Genomic DNA, 17,146 nt, shown 5'->3' with positions numbered 1-17,146 from the left:
GCCTTTCGCAAGTGACAGGGGTTTGGGGAGAGTTCCCGGGCGGCGGAATGCGGGCGTGGCGCACATCCGCCACTGGGGATCGTGCGCCACGGAGAACGAATCACCTCAACAGGGGTGATTCGTCAGAGGGTTGGGACGGGGGTCGATATAGGGGTTGATAGGGGGGTTGACGAGGGTGCCGGGAAGGGGGTCAGGAAGGGGGTCGGGAAGGGTCACTGGTCCTTCGTGCGGGCGTAGTGCCGGGAGGCCTTGGCCCGGTTGCCGCACAGGGCCATCGAGCACCAGCGGCGGGTCCCGTTCCGCGAGGTGTCGAAGAAGTGCAGGATGCACGCCTCGTGGGCGCACTTGCGGATCCGGTCCGGCTGGGTGCGCAGGAGGTCGAGGTAGTCGCGGGCGGCGGTCCAGCCGGGGCCCCAGGCGGGGTCGGCGAACTCCGGTCGCTCGCCCGGACCCTCGGTGCTGAGCACGGCCCGGATGCGCCCGTGGTCGAGGACCGCGTCCACCCGCGCGGTGGCCGCCGGGTCGCCGGGCCGGTCGACGAGCGCGCCGAGCGCGTCGCGGGCGGTGAGGGTGTGCCGCAGGGTGGCCGGGTCGGCGGCGAAGCGCCCGTCGAGTCCGTTGGCGGCCAGCCAGATCGCCAGCCCGTCGGTGTCCGTCAGCAGGTCCTGCCGTACGCCGTCCGCCATCCAGCGGGTGTTGAGCAGGTCGAGGGAGACGGGTTCGCCGGTGAGCGGCCGCGGGTCGGGGGCGGGGGCGGCGGCGGTCGGGACGGTCATGGCGGGCGCCCTCCTCGGCGGCGGTTTTCGGACTAACCCCTGAAGGTTACGTGACCGGTTGCGCGAGGGCGTCACTAACCTCTAAAGTCCCGGTGATAGGTTAGCTGTCATCGGTCGTGAGGGGTGGGGCAGGCCCCTGGGCCCGCATCCCTGGAGGAACCATGCGCACGCACCTCCCCGGCTCCACCGTCCTCGAACGCACCGGCATCACCCCGGTGGCCGCCGCCTTCCTGGAGGCCCAGCCGATGCTGGTGCTCGGCGCCGCCGACCCGGCCGGCCGGGTCTGGGTGAGCCTGCTCACCGGCCGCCCCGGCTTCGCCCGCGCCACCGGCCCGCACACCTTCTCCGTCGCCGGCGGCATCCCCGCCCACGACCCGCTCGGCACGGCCGTCACCGACACCGCCGGCACCCCCGTCGGCACCCTCGCCGTCGACCCGCGCACCCGGCGCCGGCTGCGCCTCAACGGCCTCGCGCGCCCCAGCGCACGCGGGCTGCGCGTCGATACCGAGCGGGTCTTCGCCAACTGTTCCGCGTACGTGTCACAGCGCCGGCTGTACGGCACGGGCGACGCTGGCGTCGTCCTGGGACCCGGGGTCGGGGCCGTACGGCGCGGCACCGCGCTCAGCCGCGCCCAGCAGCGCCTGGTCCGGGCCGCCGACACCTTCTTCGTCGCCAGCGCCACGCCCGACGGCGCCGACGTCAGCCACCGGGGCGGCCGCCCCGGCTTCGTCACCGTCGAATCGCCCACCGAGCTGAGCTGGCCCGACTACCCGGGCAACGACATGTTCCGCACCCTCGGCAACCTCGCCGCCGACGGGCGCGCCGGACTGCTCCTGCTCGACTGGCCCACCGGCACCACCCTCCAGCTCTCCGGCCTCGCCCACACCGAGTACGGCCCCGGCGGCCGGACCGTCCGCTTCCGCCTCGACCACACCGTGCAGGCCCGGACACCGATCCGCTGGTCGGCCCCCGTGACCCCCACTCCTCAACCCGCCGCTCACCCCGCCTCGGACCTCACCGCGAAGGACCACCTGTGACCACCGCCCAGCACGCCGCCGCGCCCGCCGTCGCCGTCCGGCCCGCCTCGGCGCCGCCCCGGCCCCGCCCGCGCGTGCTGCTCGCCTCCACGGCCATCAGCGTCACGGCGCTCCTGCTGCTCGTCGCCGTCGGCACGGCCCTCCACCAGCCGCTGCTCATCCCGCCGCTCGCCGCCAGCATGGCCCTCGTCGCGGGCGCCCCCGACCTGCCGCTCGCCCAGCCCCGCTCGGTCGTCGGCGGCCAGCTCCTCTCCGCCCTCACCGGCTTCGCCGTCCTCGCCCTCGCCGGCCCCGGCCTCTGGTCCGCCGCCCTCGCCGGCGGCCTCGCCCTCGGCGTGATGGCCGCCGCCCGCACCCCCCACTCCCCGGCCGCCGCCACCGCGGTCATCGTCGCCCTCCAGCACCCCCCGTTCTGGACCTTCCTGGCCCTCCTCGCCCTCGCGGCGGTGCTCCTGGTCGCCGTCGGCCTGGCGGGCGCGCGCGTGACGGGACGGAGCTATCCCGCGTACTGGATCTAGGGCCCGTCCCCGTTTCCCCCTAACCTCCCGGTATGAAGCAGGAGTTGCGGGTGGCGGCCTACGCCGTGTGCGTCCGGGACGGGGAGATACTGCTCGCCCGCTGGGTCGCCAAGGACGGGCGCAAGCGGTGGACACTGCCCGGAGGCGGGATGGACCACGGCGAGGAGCCGGTCGAGACCGTCGTGCGGGAGGTCGAGGAGGAGACCGGGTACGTGGCCGAGCCCACCGTGCTGCTCGGGATCGACTCCATCCGGCGCAACTGGCTGCGCCGGATGGGCGGGCCCGGCGACTGGCAGGGGCTGCGGATCATCTACGAGGCGCGGATCACCGGCGGCGAGCTGCGGCACGAGACCGACGGCTCCACCGACCTCGCCGCCTGGCACCCGCTCGACTCCGTACCCGCCCTCGACCGCGTCGATCTCGTCGACATCGGCCTCCAGCTCTGGCGCGACCGGCCCCCCTCGGGCCGCTCGCACCTCACCGATCCGGCGAACGGCTGAAAAGGGATCAACCGTCCGGACGGGTCTCAACCCGTCGCTCAGCTCCCGCGGTCCCCTCCCGTGACCGCAGTTCACGATCACGGGAGACCCGGGAGTCCGCATGTCAGCCACGCGCACCGCACGCACCGTCCGTACCCTCCTCGCCGCCGGACTCGTCGCCGGCCTCACCGCCACCGCGCTCGCCGCACCCGCCGTCGCCGCCACCGCGGCCCCGCAGGCCGCCCCGGCCGCCTCGGCGAAGCCGTCCCACGCCCTCACCCAGCAGGCCCTGGACGCGGCCGTCGCCGAGGGGGTGCCCGGCGCCGTCGCGCAGGTCCGGGACGGCAAGGACCGCTGGACCGGCACCGCCGGCGAGCGCAACGGCGACGACCGTTTCCGGGTCGGCTCCATCACCAAGACCTTCACCGCCACCGTGCTGCTCCAGCTCCAGGCCGAGGGCCGGCTCGACCTCGACGACCCGGTCGAGAAATGGCTGCCCGGCGTGGTCCGCGGCCACGGCCACGACGGCCGCGAGATCACCGTCCGGCAGCTGCTCAACCACACCAGCGGCATCTACGGCTACACCGAGGACCCCGGCTTCCAGGAGAAGGTCTTCGGCCCCGCCTTCCTGGAGCACCGCTACGACACCTGGACCCCTGAGCAGCTCGTCGCCATCGCGATGACCCACGAGCCCGACTTCGCGCCCGGCACCTCCTGGAACTACTCCAACACCAACTTCGTGCTCGCCGGCATGGTCATCGAGAAGGTCACCGGCCGCCCCTACGGCAAGGCCGTCGAGAACCGGATCATCAAGCCCCTGAAGCTGCGCGCCACCAGCGTCCCCGGCACCAAGTCCCGTATGCCGCAGCCGCATTCACCCGCGTACTCGAAGCTGACCCTGGACGGCACCGGACCGGTCCACGACGTCAGCGACCTCAACCCGAGCCTCGCCGGCGCGGCGGGCGAGATGATCTCCGACGCGAACGACCTGCAGACCTTCTACCGCGCCCTGCTCAAGGGCCGGCTGCTGCCGAAGGCCGAGATGAAGGAGCTGACCGACACGGTCGCCACTCCCCTCGACGGGGGGTCGACGCGGTACGGACTCGCGCTGATGCAGACGAAGCTGAGCTGCGGGAAGGAGGTCTGGGGCCACGGTGGCGGCATCCACGGCTCCACCTCGCAGGCCGTGGTCACCAGGGACGGCACGCACTCGCTCGCCGCGAACCTCAACGCCGACTGGACGGGTGACACCCAGCCCCTCCTGGAGGCGGAGTTCTGCGGCACTGCCCCCAAGAAGTAGGGATCAGCGGGGCAGGACGACGACATACGCGGGCGGCTGCCGGTCCGCCGCGGCCATCAGGGCCGTACGGACCACGGTCGCCTGCTGGTCCATCGCCTCGCGCAGCTTGCGCGGGGTGAGGTGGACGACGGTGATGCCGAGCCGCTCCAGGTGCTCGCGCTTGCGCGTGTACTCCGTCCACAGCGCGTCGTCGTCCTGCCGCGGCGCCCGGGTGTCCAGCTCCACCGCGACCGCCTGGTCCGGCCAGTAGGCGTCGACGCCGCCGAGGTGCGGGCCGCCCGGCAGCCGCAGGTCCACGTTCCACAGCGGGTCCGGCAGCGCGAACTCCCGCACCATCGCGTACAGCCGGTCCTCGGCGATCGACCGGCCCTCGGCGAGCAGGGAGTCCACCGCGTCCACCACGTGCGGCCGGGTCAGCAGCCGGGCCCGGTTCAACTCCCGTACCACCGCACCCGGTTCGCAGTGCCCGCCGCTGACCGCCTCGGTGAGCAGCCGGCGTACCACGCTCGCGTCGTTCAGCGCCGCGACGGCGTCGGCGAGCGCCCGGGGGACCGGGGCGACCGGCATCCCGTCGATCTCCACCGGCTGCGGCGGCTCGGCGGTCCGCACCACGCGGACCTGTCCGGTGGACCGCACCCGGCGGGTGCGCGGGACGAGCACGTCGACCCGGTCGATCATGCCGGGCGGGGGAGCGGAGGCGAAGCGGTGCAGGGAGAGCGCGGCGAGCCCGGTGAGCATCGCCTCGGGGCGGGCGTGCCGGAGGGCCTCCCGGAACCGGTCCACGCCGGTGTGGGGGAGGGGGGAGAGGGAACCCTTGGGGGTGTTGTGGTTCATGTCGACGGTCTTCCGTCGTCCGAGCCTCAACTAACCGCTGTTACAAGCGCGTCGACGAATCCGGACAAGCCGGGGCTAAAGTACGCGCGTTCGAGTGCCGAGTAGGCCCCCGGCACCGGGGGCCCACCCGCTCGTACGGCTACGCGGCGCGCGCGTCGCACTCCTGGGCCCGCAGCGCCCGGGCCAGGTCGTCCCGCGCCTCCAGGACGAGCCGGCGCAGCGCCGGGGCGGCGTCGGCGTGGCCGGCGAGCCAGGCGTCGGTCGCGGCCAGCGTCTCGGCCCGGTCCTGGAGCCCCGGGAACAGCCCGCGCACCACGTCCATGCCGATCTGGATCGAGCGCTCGACCCAGATCCGCTCGATCACCGCGAAGTACTTCTCCGCGTACGGCGCGATCAGCTCGCGCTGCGAGGGCCGCACGAAGCCCGCGATCGTCGCCTCCACGAGGGCGTTGGACAGCGCGTCCGACTCGACGACCTGCGCCCAGGCCTGCGCCTTGACCGCCGCCGACGGGCGGGCGGCCAGACAGCGCACCTGGTGGCGCTTGCCGGTCGCGGTGTCGTCGCGGGTCAGCTCCGCACCGATCCGCGCCTCGTCGGCACGCCCGTGGGTGGCCAGCGGCTCCAGGAACGCCCACCGCAGCTCCTGGTCGACGTCGAGGCCGTCGACGCCGGCCGAGCCGTCGAGCAGGCCCTCCAGGAGCTGGAGGTCGGCGTCCGAGGAGGCCACGGCGGCGAAGAAGCGCGCCCAGGTCAGCTGGTGCTCGCTGCCCGGCTCGGCGAGCCGCAGCTCGCGCAGCCCGCCCTCGGCGAGCAGCCGCCCGCCCTCCGGCCGCCACGCGGGCGCCGCGAAGTGGGTGACCGCCGACTGGGCCCAGGCGTGCACCATCTGCAGCACGCCGATGTCGGTCTCGCGGCCCGCGAACTCCAGCGCGACCTTGACGAAGTCACGGGCCGGCATGAGGCCGTCGCGGGTCAGGTTCCACAGCGCCGACCAGCACAGCGCGCGGGCCAGCGGATCGGTGATGTCGCCGAGGTGGGCGCGCAGGGTGGCGAGCGAGCCCTCGTCGAAGCGGACCTTGCAGTACGTGAGGTCGTCGTCGTTGACCAGGACCAGGTCGGGCTTCTCGGCACCCGCCAGCTCGGCCACCACGGTGCGGGCGCCGGTGATGTCGGCCTCCACGCGCGCGTACCGCACGAGATCCCCGCCGGAGAGCTTGTAGAGGCCGACGGCGGCGCGGTGCGGGCGCAGCTCGTCGCCCTCCTGGACCACGGCGAGCTCGGTGATCCGGCCCTCGGCGTCGTAGGTGACGTCCGGGGTGAGGCTGTTGACGCCGGAGGTCTGCAGCCAGGACTTCGCCCAGGCCTTCATGTCCCGGCCGGAGGTCTCCTCCAGGACGGTCAGCAGGTCGCTGAGGCGCGTGTTGCCGTACGCGTGGCGCTTGAAGTAGCGGCGGGCGCCCTCCAGGAACGCGTCCCGGCCCGCGTACGCCACCAGCTGCTTCAGGACCGAGGCGCCCTTGGCGTAGGTGATGCCGTCGAAGTTGAGCTTGGCGTCCTCCAGGTCACGGATGTCGGCCGTGATCGGGTGGGTGGACGGCAGCTGGTCGGCGCGGTACGCCCAGGCCTTGCGGTTGTTGGCGAAGGTCACCCAGCTGTTGGTGAAGCGGGTCGCCTCGGCGAGCGAGAAGGAGCCCATGAAGTCGGCGAAGGACTCCTTCAGCCACAGGTCGTCCCACCACACCATGGTGACCAGGTCGCCGAACCACATGTGGGCCATCTCGTGCAGGATCACGTTGGCCCGGCGCTCGTACGCCGCCTGCGTCACCTTGCCGCGGTAGATGTACTCCTCGCGGAAGGTGACCATGCCCGGGTTCTCCATGGCGCCGAGGTTGTACTCGGGCACGAAGGCCTGGTCGTACTTCCCGAAGGGGTACGGGTAGTCGAAGTTGTCGTGGAAGAAGTCGAAGCCCTGCTTGGTGATCAGGAAGACGTCGTCCGCGTCGAAGTGCTTGGCCAGCCCCTTGCGGCACATCGCGCCCAGCGGGATCTCCAGCTCGGAGCCGTCGGCGAAGGTGCGCTTGTACGTGTCCGTGACGTAGTGGTACGGACCGGCCACGACACAGGTGATGTACGTGGAGATGGGCGCCGTCTCGGCGAAGTGCCACCGCCCGTCGCCGTCCTGCTCGCCCACGCCGTTCGACCACACCGTCCAGCCCTCGGGCGCGTCCACCGCGAAGCGGTACGGCGCCTTGAGGTCGGGCTGCTCGAAATTGGCGTGGACGCGACGGGCGTCGGCCGGCTCGTACTGGGTGTAGAGGTAGACCTCGCCGTCCTCGGGGTCGACGAAGCGGTGCATGCCCTCGCCGGTGCGGCTGTAGGCGCACTGGGCGTCGACGACCAGCACGTTCTCGTCGGCGAGGCCGTCGACCGCGATCCGGGAGCCGTCGAAGACGGCCTTGGGGTCGAGCTCGCGCCCGTTGAGGGTGACCGCGTTCACCGAGGGGGCGATCAGATCCACGAAGGTGGCGTCGCCCGAGCCGGTGCGCCGGAAGCGGATCGTGGTCACCGACCGGAAGGTGCGCACACCATCCCCGGACTCGCCGACCGCCGAGCGCAGGTCGAGGTGGACCTCGTACCCGTCGACGGTCAGCAGCTCGGCCCGCTCGCGGGCCTCGTCGCGGGACAGATTCTCACCGGGCACGGGGCACTCCTTCGTGACGCCATCGAAACAGCACCGATCCTGCCATGTGCCACTGTCACGCGGCACAGGGGAATGCGATCGGGGGCCGGAAGCGTTGCGTCCTTCGGCGCAACGCTGACCGAGACCGTTTGCCGAGGAGTCACATGTCCGAGAGCAGGACCACCGCCGAGTTCTTCTTCGACCCGCTGTGCCCGTGGGCCTGGATGACCTCCCGCTGGATGCTGGAGGTGGAGAAGGTGCGCCCGGTCGACGTGCGCTGGAAGGTGATGAGCCTGGCCGTGCTGAACGAGAACCGGCTGGACGAGCTGCCCGAGCAGTACCGGGAGATGCTGGAGACCCAGGCCTGGGGCCCGGTCCGCGTGGTGATCGCGGCCCAGCAGCTGCACGGCGACGAGGTCGTCGGCAAGCTCTACACGGCGCTCGGCACCCGGTTCCACAACAACGGCGAGGGCCCGACCCGCGAGGCGGTCGTCGGCGCGCTCACCGACGTCGGCCTGCCGGCCGAGCTCGCCGACTTCATGGACAAGGACACCTACGACACCGAGCTGCGCGCCTCCCACCAGGAGGGCATCGACAAGGTCGGCCAGGACGTCGGCACCCCGGTGATCTCCGTGCCCGGCCCGGACGGCGACGAGGTCTCCTTCTTCGGCCCGGTCGTCACCCCGACCCCGCGCGGCGAGGCCGCGGCCCGGCTGTGGGACGGCACCCTGCTCGTCGCCGCGACGCCCGGCTTCTTCGAGATCAAGCGCACCCGGACGGCGAACCCCAGCTTCGAGTAGTCCGCCCGCCCCTGTGCCGTACGGAAGAACCCCCGCGATGCCCTTCATCGCGGGGGTTCCTCTTTCATCCGCCTGCCCGGTGAAGGTGTGAGAAGACGTTCACGAGCAGGAGTACGGGGAGCGCGGAGGCTCAGATGCCGATCAGCGGGGTGCGGCCCTTGGCGTCGGCGTAGCGCCGCTGCACGTCCTGCCAGTTGACGACCTGCCACATGGCCTCGATGAAGTCGACCTTCTGGTTCTTGTACTGCAGGTAGAAGGCGTGCTCCCAGGCGTCGAAGACCAGGATCGGGACCGAGCCCTGGCCCACGTTGCCCTGGTGGTCGTAGACCTGCTCGACGATCAGCCGGCCGCTGATCGGCTCGTAGGCGAGGACGCCCCAGCCGGAGCCCTGGGTGGTCGCGGCGGCCTTGGTCAGCTGGGCCTTGAACCCGGCGAAGGAGCCGAAGGACTCGGTGATCGCGTCGGCGAGCTCGCCGACCCCGTCGGCGGCCAGCGGCTCGCCGCCGCCTCCGTCCTTCGGGCTGTTCATGTTGTTCCAGTAGATCGAGTGCAGGATGTGGCCGGACAGATGGAAGGCCAGGCTCTTCTCGAGCCCGTTGACCGACCCCCACTGCTCCTTGTCGCGGGCCTCCGCCAGCTGCTCCAGGGTGTCGTTCGCACCCTTCACATAGGCCGCGTGGTGCTTGTCGTGGTGCAGCTCGATGATCTGCGGGTTGATCACCGGCTCCAGCGCCGCGTAGTCGTACGGCAGTTCAGGAAGCGTGTAGATCGCCATGGGCCGACCCCTCCGAAGGCTTATTGCACACCATATGCAAGTGCAGGCTAGCAGCAGGAGCTGCCGAAGTTGATCAGCCCTTGGACCTAGGCCCCGTCCAGGCCCCGTCCAGGCCCCGTCCAGGCCCTGCCCGGGTCCCGGCCCACCGCGCCCTGCGCCCCGTGACTGCTTCCGCGCGCTCCGCCGTCCGGAGTAGTCCGCCCTGTTCCGGGCCCGTTCAAGATCCATAACGTGCGGGGCATGAAGCTCACCCGGAGATTCGCCGCCGCCGCTGCCCTCGTCGCCCTGCTCACCACCCCGGCCCAGGCCGCCGACCCCTGGCAGCAGGTGGGCACCGACGCCCGCAGCGGCGTCAGCGGCCTCGCCAGTGAGGGACCGGGCAGCGACAGCGCCCTGTTCGTCAACGACAACAAGCGCTCCGGGCAGCCCCGGCTCTCCCGGGTCTCGTACCGGGACGGCGCCCTCGCCGTCGGGCGGCTCACCTGGAGCGGGGCCGAGCCCAACGACCTGGAGGCCGTCGAGGCCGTCCCCGGAGCACCCGGCGAGTACCTGGCGCTCGCCTCGCGCGGCATCGTCTACCGGATCAAGGTCGACGGCGCCACGGCCACCGTCGTGGACTACGCCCCGCTGCCCGCGATCGGGCCGGGCGACGACTACGAGAGCTTCGCGCTCGTCGCCCGGGACGGGAGGTTCGCCGCGCTCTGGGCCGACCGCGGCGACGGCCCGGACCGCCCGGCCACCCTGTACGCGGCGCCGCTCACCTTCGCCGCCTGGGGGCAGCCGCTGTTCGGCGCCGTGACCCGGCGCGCGTACACCTCCTCGTACCCGCAGGGCGACGGCACCCGGCACATCTCCGACCTCGCGGTGACCGACTCCGGCCGGATCCTGGCCGGTTCGGCCTCGGACGCCGGTGACGACGGCCCCTTCGACTCCGCCGTCAGCGACATCGGCCAGGTGAGCCTGTCGGCCACCGGCCGCGTCCGGGTCGCCCTCGCCGCCACGCCCACCCTCCTCGGCACCTTCCCCGGCTACAAGGTCGAGGCGGTGGAGTGCCTGCCGGGCACGGGTGACGCGCTGCTCGGCACGGACGACGAGAACCAGGGCGGATACGTGCGCACCGCCCCGTACTGCGCGTAGCCGTATCTCCTGAAAACGTGCGGTGCCCCGCCGAGCAGAGGCTCGGCGGGGCACCGCACGTCTGATGACGGGACCGTCAGACCTCCTCGGTCGCGGGCGTCACCGCGCCCGCACCGGCCGGCTCACCGGCCCGCGCCTTCTGCCGCACCACGCCGATCACGGCGAGGACCAGCGTCATCGCGCCCGTCGCGTACAACTGCACGCGGGTGTCCGCCTCGCGGGCCATCAGGAAGAAGATGACCGCCATGCCGGCCAGGGCGACATAGGTCAGGCCCGGGTAGAGCCACATCCGCACGACCAGCTTCTCCGGCGCCTCGCGCTCCAGGCGGCGGCGCAGCACCAGCTGCGAGGCGGCGATGAAGATCCAGACGACCAGGATCACGCCGCCGATCATGTTGAGCAGCCACGGGAAGATCTTGTCGGGCGACCAGTAGTTCAGGCCCACGCAGACGAAGCCGAAGAAGCAGGAGGCGAGGACGGCCGGGCGCGGCACGCCGGCGAAGACCTTGCCGAGCACCTGCGGGCCGAGGCCGCGGCCGACCAGGGAGAAGGCGATGCGCGAGGAGCCGTAGATGTTGGCGTTCATCGCGGAGAGCAGGGCGACCAGGACCACGACGTTCATGATCTGTCCGGCGCCGGGGATGCCCAGGTGGTCGAGGGCGGCGACGTACGGGCCCTTCTCGACGACCGCCTTGTCGTCCCACGGGATGAGGGTGACGACGACGGCCATCGAGCCGATGTAGAAGAGCGAGATGCGCCACATCGCGGTGCGCACGGCCTTCGCGACGCCCTGGACGGGGTTGTCGGACTCGGCGGCGGCGATGGTGACGGTCTCCATGCCGCCGTACGAGAAGACCGAGGCGAGCAGGCCGATGACCAGGCCCTCGCTGCCGTTGGGCAGGAAGCCGCCCTGGCCGAAGAGGTTGGCGGTGCCGGGGGAGTCGGTGCCGGGCAGCACGCCCGTGATGGCGAGCACGCCGAGGCCGAGGAAGAGCGCGATCGCGCCGACCTTCAGGGCGGCGAACCAGAACTCGAACTCGCCGAAGTTCTTCACGGCGGCCAGGTTGGTGCCGCAGAACACCAGCATGAAGAGCGCGACCCAGGCCCACTCGGGCGTGCCCGGCAGCCAGCCGGTGACGATCTTCGCCGCGCCGATGCCCTCCAGGCCGACGGCCACGCTGAGCAGCACCCAGAACGCCCAGCCGGAGGCGAAGCCGGCCCACGAGCCGAAGGCCCGCTCGGCGTGCGAGGAGAACGAGCCGGAGGACGGGTACGCCGCCGACATCTCGCCCAGCATGCGCATCACGAGCATGACGAGCAGACCGGAGAGCGTGTACGCGAGGACGATCGACGGTCCGGCGGCGGCGATGCCGGCGCCGGAGCCGACGAACAGGCCGGCGCCGATGACGCCGCCGAGCGCGATCATCGACAGATGGCGCTGCTTGAGGCCATGGGTCAGGCCCCCGGTGGGGGTCGTCGCGCCGTCCTTGCGGTCGGCCGGCGCGGGCGCGGTGGTCCGAGACATGGGCGAACTCTGTTCACTAGCTGAGACAGGGGAGGTGGCCCACAGTCTGTGGGGCCGCCCCGCTCACAGGGAACAGGTGTCCGCTATACGGGCACCGGTTTCACACAAGGTGAAGATTCAGGTGCGGCCCGTGCGGATCTCGCGCACCCACGCCACCACCAGGACCGCCGCCGTCGCCCCGGCCGACCACAGCACCTGCGGCCGCGCCCCGTCGTCGAGCAGCATCAGGACGAGCACCACGCCCATCGCCGCGAGCGCCAGCCAGGTCAGCCACGGGAAGCCCCACATCCGCAGGGTCAGCGTCTCGGGCGCCTCCCGCTCGATCCGGCGCCGCAGCCGCAGTTGGGACACCGCGATCAGCGCCCACACGAACAGCAGCACCGCGCCGACCGCGTTGAGCATGTAGAGGAAGACGGAATCCGGCCACTTCAGATTGAGCAGCACCGAGACGAAGCCGAAGGCCACCGAGGCGAGCACCGCCCGCAGCGGCACCCCGCCGCCCGAGACCTTCAACAGCCCCCGCGGCGCCTCCCCGCGCTCGGCCAGCGAGAAGACCATCCGGGACGAGCCGTAGAGGTTGGCGTTCAGCGCCGAGAGCAGCGCCACGAACACCACCACGTTCATGATCTGGCCGGCCCCCGGCACCCCGATCGCGTCGAGCACCGCCACGTACGGCGACTCGCCCGGCTCGATCGCCGTCCACGGCAGCAGGGTCACGATCACCAGCATCGAGCCCACGTAGAAGAAGAGGATCCGCCACACCGCGCTGCGCACCGCCCGCGCCACGTTGCGCGCCGGGTCGTCGGACTCGGCCGCCGCGATCGTCACGACCTCCAGACCGCCGAAGGCGAAGACGACCGCGAGGACCCCGGACACCACCCCTGACCAGCCGTGCGGCAGGAAACCGCCCTGGCCCGTCAGATTCGCGAGCCCCACCGGGTCGGTGTCGGGCAGCCAGCCGATGATCGCGAGGGCGCCGAGGACCAGGAAGAGGACGATCGCGCCGACCTTCAGGGCGGCGAACCAGAACTCGAACTCGCCGAAGTTCCTCACCGCCGCCAGGTTGGCCGCCGTGAACACCAGCATGAAGACCAGCACCCAGCCCCACTGCGGCACCCCGGGCACCCAGCCGTGCGCGATCCGGGCCGCGCCCGTCGCCTCCACCGCGAGCACCACGACGAGCAGGAACCAGTACAGCCAGCCCACCGAGAAGCCCGCCCAGCGCCCGAGCGCCCGCTCCGCGTGCACCGAGAACGCGCCGGAGGCCGGCATCGCCGCCGACATCTCGCCCAGCATCCGCATGACCAGCATCGCCAGCGCGCCCGCGAGCAGATACGAGACGACGATCCCGGGACCCGCGACCGCGATGCCCGCGCCCGAACCGACGAACAGACCGGCGCCGATCACCCCGCCCAGGCCCAGCATCGTCAGATGACGCTGCTTCAGCCCGTGCGAGAGCGGCTCCGGTTCGGGGGCCAGGCGGGACGGCGGGGCGGGTGGTGCGTCGTGCATGTGAGTGGCTCACGCTCTTCGGTTGTTTATGGGGACCCCACAGTCTCTCCGCTGAGGCGGCGCCGACGCAAAAGGGATCTCCTGGCAGGTCTTCCCCGTGACGAGCGTCACGTGGCGCGCGGGCGTGAGCGGCCGACTTGTTCGATCTCCACGAAGAGCGCGCCCCGGGCTTTGTGGGCGGCTGACCGTGATCGGGCGTTCACTCCTGGCATACGGTCGAGCCTGCCCCTGTCCCCTCGCCCCGCGGAGTACCGATGAGCACCGCCGCCGCCCCCGTCTCCTCCCTCCGTTCCGGTACGGTCCTCGCCGACCTGATCCCGGCGAGCCGCGTCCGCGGCCTCGCGCTCGTCGTCGGCGGCGCCGCGCTCACCGGCCTGGCCGCGCAGCTCACCGTGCCCGTCCCGGGCTCCCCGGTCCCGGTCTCCGGCCAGACCTTCGCCGCCCTGCTCGTCGGCACCGCGCTCGGCGCCCGCCGCGGCTTCCTCTCCCTCGCGCTGTACGCCGTCGCCGGCATGGCGGGCGTGCCGTGGTTCGCCGAGGCGTCCTCGGGCTGGGCCATGCCGTCCTTCGGCTACATCCTCGGCATGCTGCTCGCCGCCACCGTGGTCGGCGGCCTCGCCCGCCGCGGCGCCGACCGCTCGGTGCTGCGCACGGCCGGCACGATGGTGCTCGGCTCCGCGATCATCTACGCGGTCGGCGTGCCCTACCTGGCCCTCGCCACCGGCATGTCCTTCGGCCAGGCCGTCGCCGCGGGCCTGACGCCCTTCCTCATCGGCGACGCCCTGAAGGCGGCCCTGGCCATGGGCCTGCTGCCCGCCTCCTGGAAGCTGGTCGGCGGCCGCCAGGGCTGACCATCCCTTCCTTCCTTCTTTCTGCGTTCACCCGAAGAGGTTCGCCGGATCGAGCTCCGACTTGACCGCGGCGAGCCTCTTCGCCGTCTCCGGGTCGTACAGCCCCTCCGTGCGCTCCCGGTCGCCGAACACGAAGTTCACCGCGCGGCCGAGGGTCCGCGGCGCCAGCGCCGCCTCCACGCGCGCGTGCAGCTCCCGTACGGGCGCCGCCCCCGCCTCGTCCAGCGGATACAGCGCCCGCACCAGCCAGCCCGCCTCGCGGTACGGCACCGAGGCCGGCCCCTCCGCGGCCAGCGCCCCGCCCAGGTGGTTGAGCTGCACCACCGCCATCCGCCCGGCCTCCGGCCCGGTCAGCCGCAGCACCTCCACCAGGGCGTCGACGTCCGCCGTGTCCAGCAGGATCCCGTCGCCCCAGTAGGCGTGCGGGAAGTCCGGGTCGGCGTGGATCGAGGGGCTCTCGCTGTACGGGAGCTCCCGCAGCGAGTCCGAGAGCGCGGGTCCGAGCGCCCGCAGCGGCGCCACCAGGCGCTCGCCCTCGACGGCGTCCCCCGTGAAGGCGACCCGCACCGAGAGCACGTACCGCCCGCGCAGCCGCGGCGGCAGAGCGGGCGCGTCGGGGTGGACGAGCGCGGCGAGCGAGGAGGTCAGGGCGGCTGGCAGGCCCTCGGCCCAGCGCACGTACCCCCGCAGCAGCCCGGCCGGGTCCACCGCCGCCCCGTCGAAGGCGATCGAGCCGCCGTAGAGCCGCGCGACCGGCACCAGGTCGACGGTCACCTCGGTGACCACGCCGAACCGGTGCACGGCTCCGCCGCCGAGCAGCGCTCCGAACGCCGCATCTCCCGGCACCAGGCGTCGCACGGCGCCGTCCGCCGTCACCAGGTCGACCGCGCGCACCCGGTCGGCGGCCCAGCCGTGGGTCCGGCCCAGGATCCCGAGCCCGCCGCCGAGGAGATAGCCGACCGCGCCGACGCCCGGCGAGGAGCCGTTCAGCGGGGCCAGGCCGTGCGGCGCGGCCGCCTCGACCACCTGCCCCCAGCGCGCCCCGGCGCCGATCCGCGCGGTGCGGGCCACCGGGTCGACCTCGACCCCGTCCATGGCCCGGGTGTCGATCAGGACCCCGCCCTCGACGGGCCCGCCGAGCCCGTGCCCGGTGCTGGTGACGGTGACGGACAGGCCGTGCTCGGCGGCGTACCGCACGGCGGCACGGACGTCCTCCGGCCCGGTGGCGGAGACGAGGCGGTCGGGCCGGACGGCGAAGGCGGTCTGGAAAAACACGGAAGCTCTCCGTTCCCGAGGGGGTGGGTGTACGGAGAGCTTCCGCCTCATACCTGACAGCCTCCGTCAGGTATGGGAAGCGATCGCGGTGATCGCGGTTCGGACGGTGATCGCGGTTCAGACCGTGTCGACGAGCTCCGACTGCGCCTTGGACTTCCGGACCCGGTCCTTGACCAGGCCGATCGCCAGGACGAGCGCCGCGACGAGCAGCGAGAGCACGACCTGCTCACGGTTGCTGCCGCCGTCGTAGACCATGTAGCCGAGGACGAAGACGATCATCGCGGCGGTGGCATAGGTCAGGTACGGGAAGAGCCACATCTTCACGACGAGCTTCTCCGGCGACTCGCGCAGGATGATCTTCCGCATCCGCAGCTGGGTGAGGCAGATGACCAGCCACACGAACAGCGCCACCGCGCCGGAGGAGTTCAGCAGGAAGGCGAAGACGTCGTCCGGGCGCCAGTAGTTGAAGAAGACCGCGACGAAGCCGAAGACCACCGAGGCGAGGATCGCCGCCACCGGGACACCGCGGGTGTTGGTGCGGGCGAAGGCCTTGGGCGCGTCACCGCGCTGGCCGAGGGAGAAGGCCATGCGGGAGGCGGTGTAGAGGCCCGAGTTCAGGCAGGACAGGACGGCGGTCAGGACGATCACGTTCATGATCTGGCCGGCGCCCGGGATGCCGATGGAGTCGAGGGCCGCGACGTACGAGCCCTTCTCGGTGATCGACTTGTCGTTCCACGGCAGCAGGGTGAGGACGACGAAGATCGAGCCCAGGTAGAAGACGCCGATCCGCCAGATCACGCTGTTGGTGGCCTTGGTGACGGCGCGCTGCGGGTCCTCCGACTCGCCGGCGGCGAGGGTGACGATCTCGGAGCCCATGAAGGAGAAGACGACCATCAGCACACCGGTGAGGATCGCGCCCGCGCCCATCGGGAAGAACCCGCCGGCGTCGGTGAGATGCGCGAATCCGGCGCCCGGGTTGTCCGAGCCGGGCAGTACGCCGAAGACGGCGAGCAGGCCGATGACCACGAAGGCGCCGATGGCGACGACCTTGATGCCGGCGAACCAGAACTCGAACTCGCCGTACGAGGCGACGGAGCCGAGGTTGGTCGCGGTGAGCACGACCATCACGATGAGCGCCCAGGCCCACTGCGGGACGGCCGGGATCCAGCTCTCCAGGATCACGGCACCGGCGGTCGCCTCGACGGCGAGCACGACCACCCAGAAGAACCAGTACAGCCAGCCGATGGTGAAGCCGGCCCAGCGACCGAGCGCCTGGTCCGCGTAGGCGGAGAAGGAGCCGGAGGAGGGGCGGGCGGCGGCCATCTCGCCGAGCATCCGCATCACGAAGACGACCATGGCGCCGACGAGCGCGTAGGAGAGGAGGATGGCGGGACCGGCGGCGGCGATGCCGGAGCCGGAGCCGACGAAGAGACCGGCGCCGATGACACCGCCGATGGCGATCATCGACAGGTGGCGGTTCTTCAGCCCGGCCTTCAGGCCGTTGGAGTCGGTCGGCTGGTTTTCACCGGGGTTTCCGGTGGTTCCGCCTTCCTTCGCCAGGGTCGGCTGCGTGTTCATGAACGCTTCCTTCGGTGTGGGGGCGTGCTCGGGTCGCGAGCTGGAGACATGAAACAGGGCGACCGGTGG

General features: G+C 72.1%; 15 protein-coding genes. 7 read left to right on the top strand and 8 right to left on the bottom strand.

The window, feature by feature from the left end; all coding sequences use genetic code 11:
- Positions 1–212: 212 nt before the first annotated feature.
- Positions 213–776: a CGNR zinc finger domain-containing protein gene (locus KV205_RS04940; RefSeq protein WP_265862428.1), complete on the bottom strand. Its 564-nt coding sequence runs from the start codon at positions 774–776 to the stop codon at positions 213–215.
- A 161-nt stretch (positions 777–937) separates the two neighbouring features.
- Between KV205_RS04940 and KV205_RS04935 the strand changes: the two genes are divergently transcribed.
- The 4 genes from KV205_RS04935 (at position 938) to KV205_RS04920 (ending at position 4,110) form a co-directional block, all read left to right on the top strand.
- The gene (locus tag KV205_RS04935; protein WP_265862426.1) at positions 938–1,813 is read left to right on the top strand and encodes a pyridoxamine 5'-phosphate oxidase family protein; all 876 of its coding nucleotides are present in this window, start codon (positions 938–940) and stop codon (positions 1,811–1,813) included.
- A complete protein-coding gene (locus KV205_RS04930; RefSeq protein ID WP_265862423.1) occupies positions 1,810–2,331 on the top strand; it encodes an HPP family protein in 522 nt (173 codons plus the stop codon). Before KV205_RS04935 ends, KV205_RS04930 begins: the two co-directional genes overlap by 4 nt.
- Before the next feature lie 32 nt (positions 2,332–2,363).
- A complete protein-coding gene (locus KV205_RS04925; protein WP_265862421.1) occupies positions 2,364–2,831 on the top strand; it encodes an NUDIX hydrolase in 468 nt (155 codons plus the stop codon).
- Between the two features lie 100 nt (positions 2,832–2,931).
- Positions 2,932–4,110 carry a serine hydrolase gene (locus tag KV205_RS04920; RefSeq protein ID WP_265862419.1) on the top strand — a complete coding sequence of 393 codons (1,179 nt, stop codon included), beginning with the start codon at positions 2,932–2,934 and terminating at the stop codon, positions 4,108–4,110.
- A gap of 3 nt (positions 4,111–4,113) precedes the next feature.
- On the opposite strand, the gene KV205_RS04915 is transcribed toward KV205_RS04920, so the two are convergent.
- Complete coding sequence (locus KV205_RS04915; RefSeq protein ID WP_265862418.1) at positions 4,114–4,944, bottom strand: hypothetical protein; 831 nt, start codon at positions 4,942–4,944, stop codon at positions 4,114–4,116.
- Positions 4,945–5,083: 139 nt separating this feature from the next.
- Entirely contained in the window at positions 5,084–7,645 is a 2,562-nt protein-coding gene (gene pepN / locus KV205_RS04910; RefSeq protein ID WP_265862416.1) for an aminopeptidase N, read from the bottom strand.
- A gap of 143 nt (positions 7,646–7,788) precedes the next feature.
- On the opposite strand from pepN, the gene KV205_RS04905 reads away from it, so the two are divergent.
- A complete protein-coding gene (locus tag KV205_RS04905; RefSeq protein ID WP_265862414.1) occupies positions 7,789–8,424 on the top strand; it encodes a DsbA family protein in 636 nt (211 codons plus the stop codon).
- A gap of 130 nt (positions 8,425–8,554) precedes the next feature.
- Here KV205_RS04905 and KV205_RS04900 read toward each other — a convergent pair whose 3' ends face one another.
- Positions 8,555–9,199, bottom strand: coding sequence for a superoxide dismutase (locus tag KV205_RS04900; protein ID WP_265862413.1), 645 nt, complete (start codon positions 9,197–9,199; stop codon positions 8,555–8,557).
- A gap of 240 nt (positions 9,200–9,439) precedes the next feature.
- On the opposite strand from KV205_RS04900, the gene KV205_RS04895 reads away from it, so the two are divergent.
- Entirely contained in the window at positions 9,440–10,336 is an 897-nt protein-coding gene (locus tag KV205_RS04895; RefSeq protein ID WP_265862411.1) for a hypothetical protein, read from the top strand.
- A 76-nt stretch (positions 10,337–10,412) separates the two neighbouring features.
- Here the strand turns inward: KV205_RS04895 and KV205_RS04890 are convergent, their stop codons facing one another.
- Complete coding sequence (locus tag KV205_RS04890) at positions 10,413–11,861, bottom strand: amino acid permease (protein ID WP_265862410.1); 1,449 nt, start codon at positions 11,859–11,861, stop codon at positions 10,413–10,415.
- A gap of 117 nt (positions 11,862–11,978) precedes the next feature.
- Positions 11,979–13,373: an amino acid permease gene (locus tag KV205_RS04885; RefSeq protein ID WP_265862409.1), complete on the bottom strand. Its 1,395-nt coding sequence runs from the start codon at positions 13,371–13,373 to the stop codon at positions 11,979–11,981.
- 254 nt (positions 13,374–13,627) lie between these two features.
- On the opposite strand from KV205_RS04885, the gene KV205_RS04880 reads away from it, so the two are divergent.
- Entirely contained in the window at positions 13,628–14,224 is a 597-nt protein-coding gene (locus tag KV205_RS04880; protein WP_265862408.1) for a biotin transporter BioY, read from the top strand.
- Between the two features lie 27 nt (positions 14,225–14,251).
- Here the strand turns inward: KV205_RS04880 and KV205_RS04875 are convergent, their stop codons facing one another.
- A complete protein-coding gene (locus KV205_RS04875) occupies positions 14,252–15,550 on the bottom strand; it encodes an FAD-binding oxidoreductase (protein ID WP_370412809.1) in 1,299 nt (432 codons plus the stop codon).
- A 66-nt stretch (positions 15,551–15,616) separates the two neighbouring features.
- Complete coding sequence (locus KV205_RS04870) at positions 15,617–17,077, bottom strand: amino acid permease (protein WP_265862405.1); 1,461 nt, start codon at positions 17,075–17,077, stop codon at positions 15,617–15,619.
- Positions 17,078–17,146 lie beyond the last annotated feature (69 nt).

The sequence above is a fragment of the Streptomyces sp. SKN60 genome, from assembly GCF_026236535.1.
Taxonomy (GTDB): domain Bacteria; phylum Actinomycetota; class Actinomycetes; order Streptomycetales; family Streptomycetaceae; genus Streptomyces.
The sequence above is the reverse complement of the archived record's forward strand: the minus strand, read 5'-3'. Positions and strand labels throughout refer to the sequence as shown.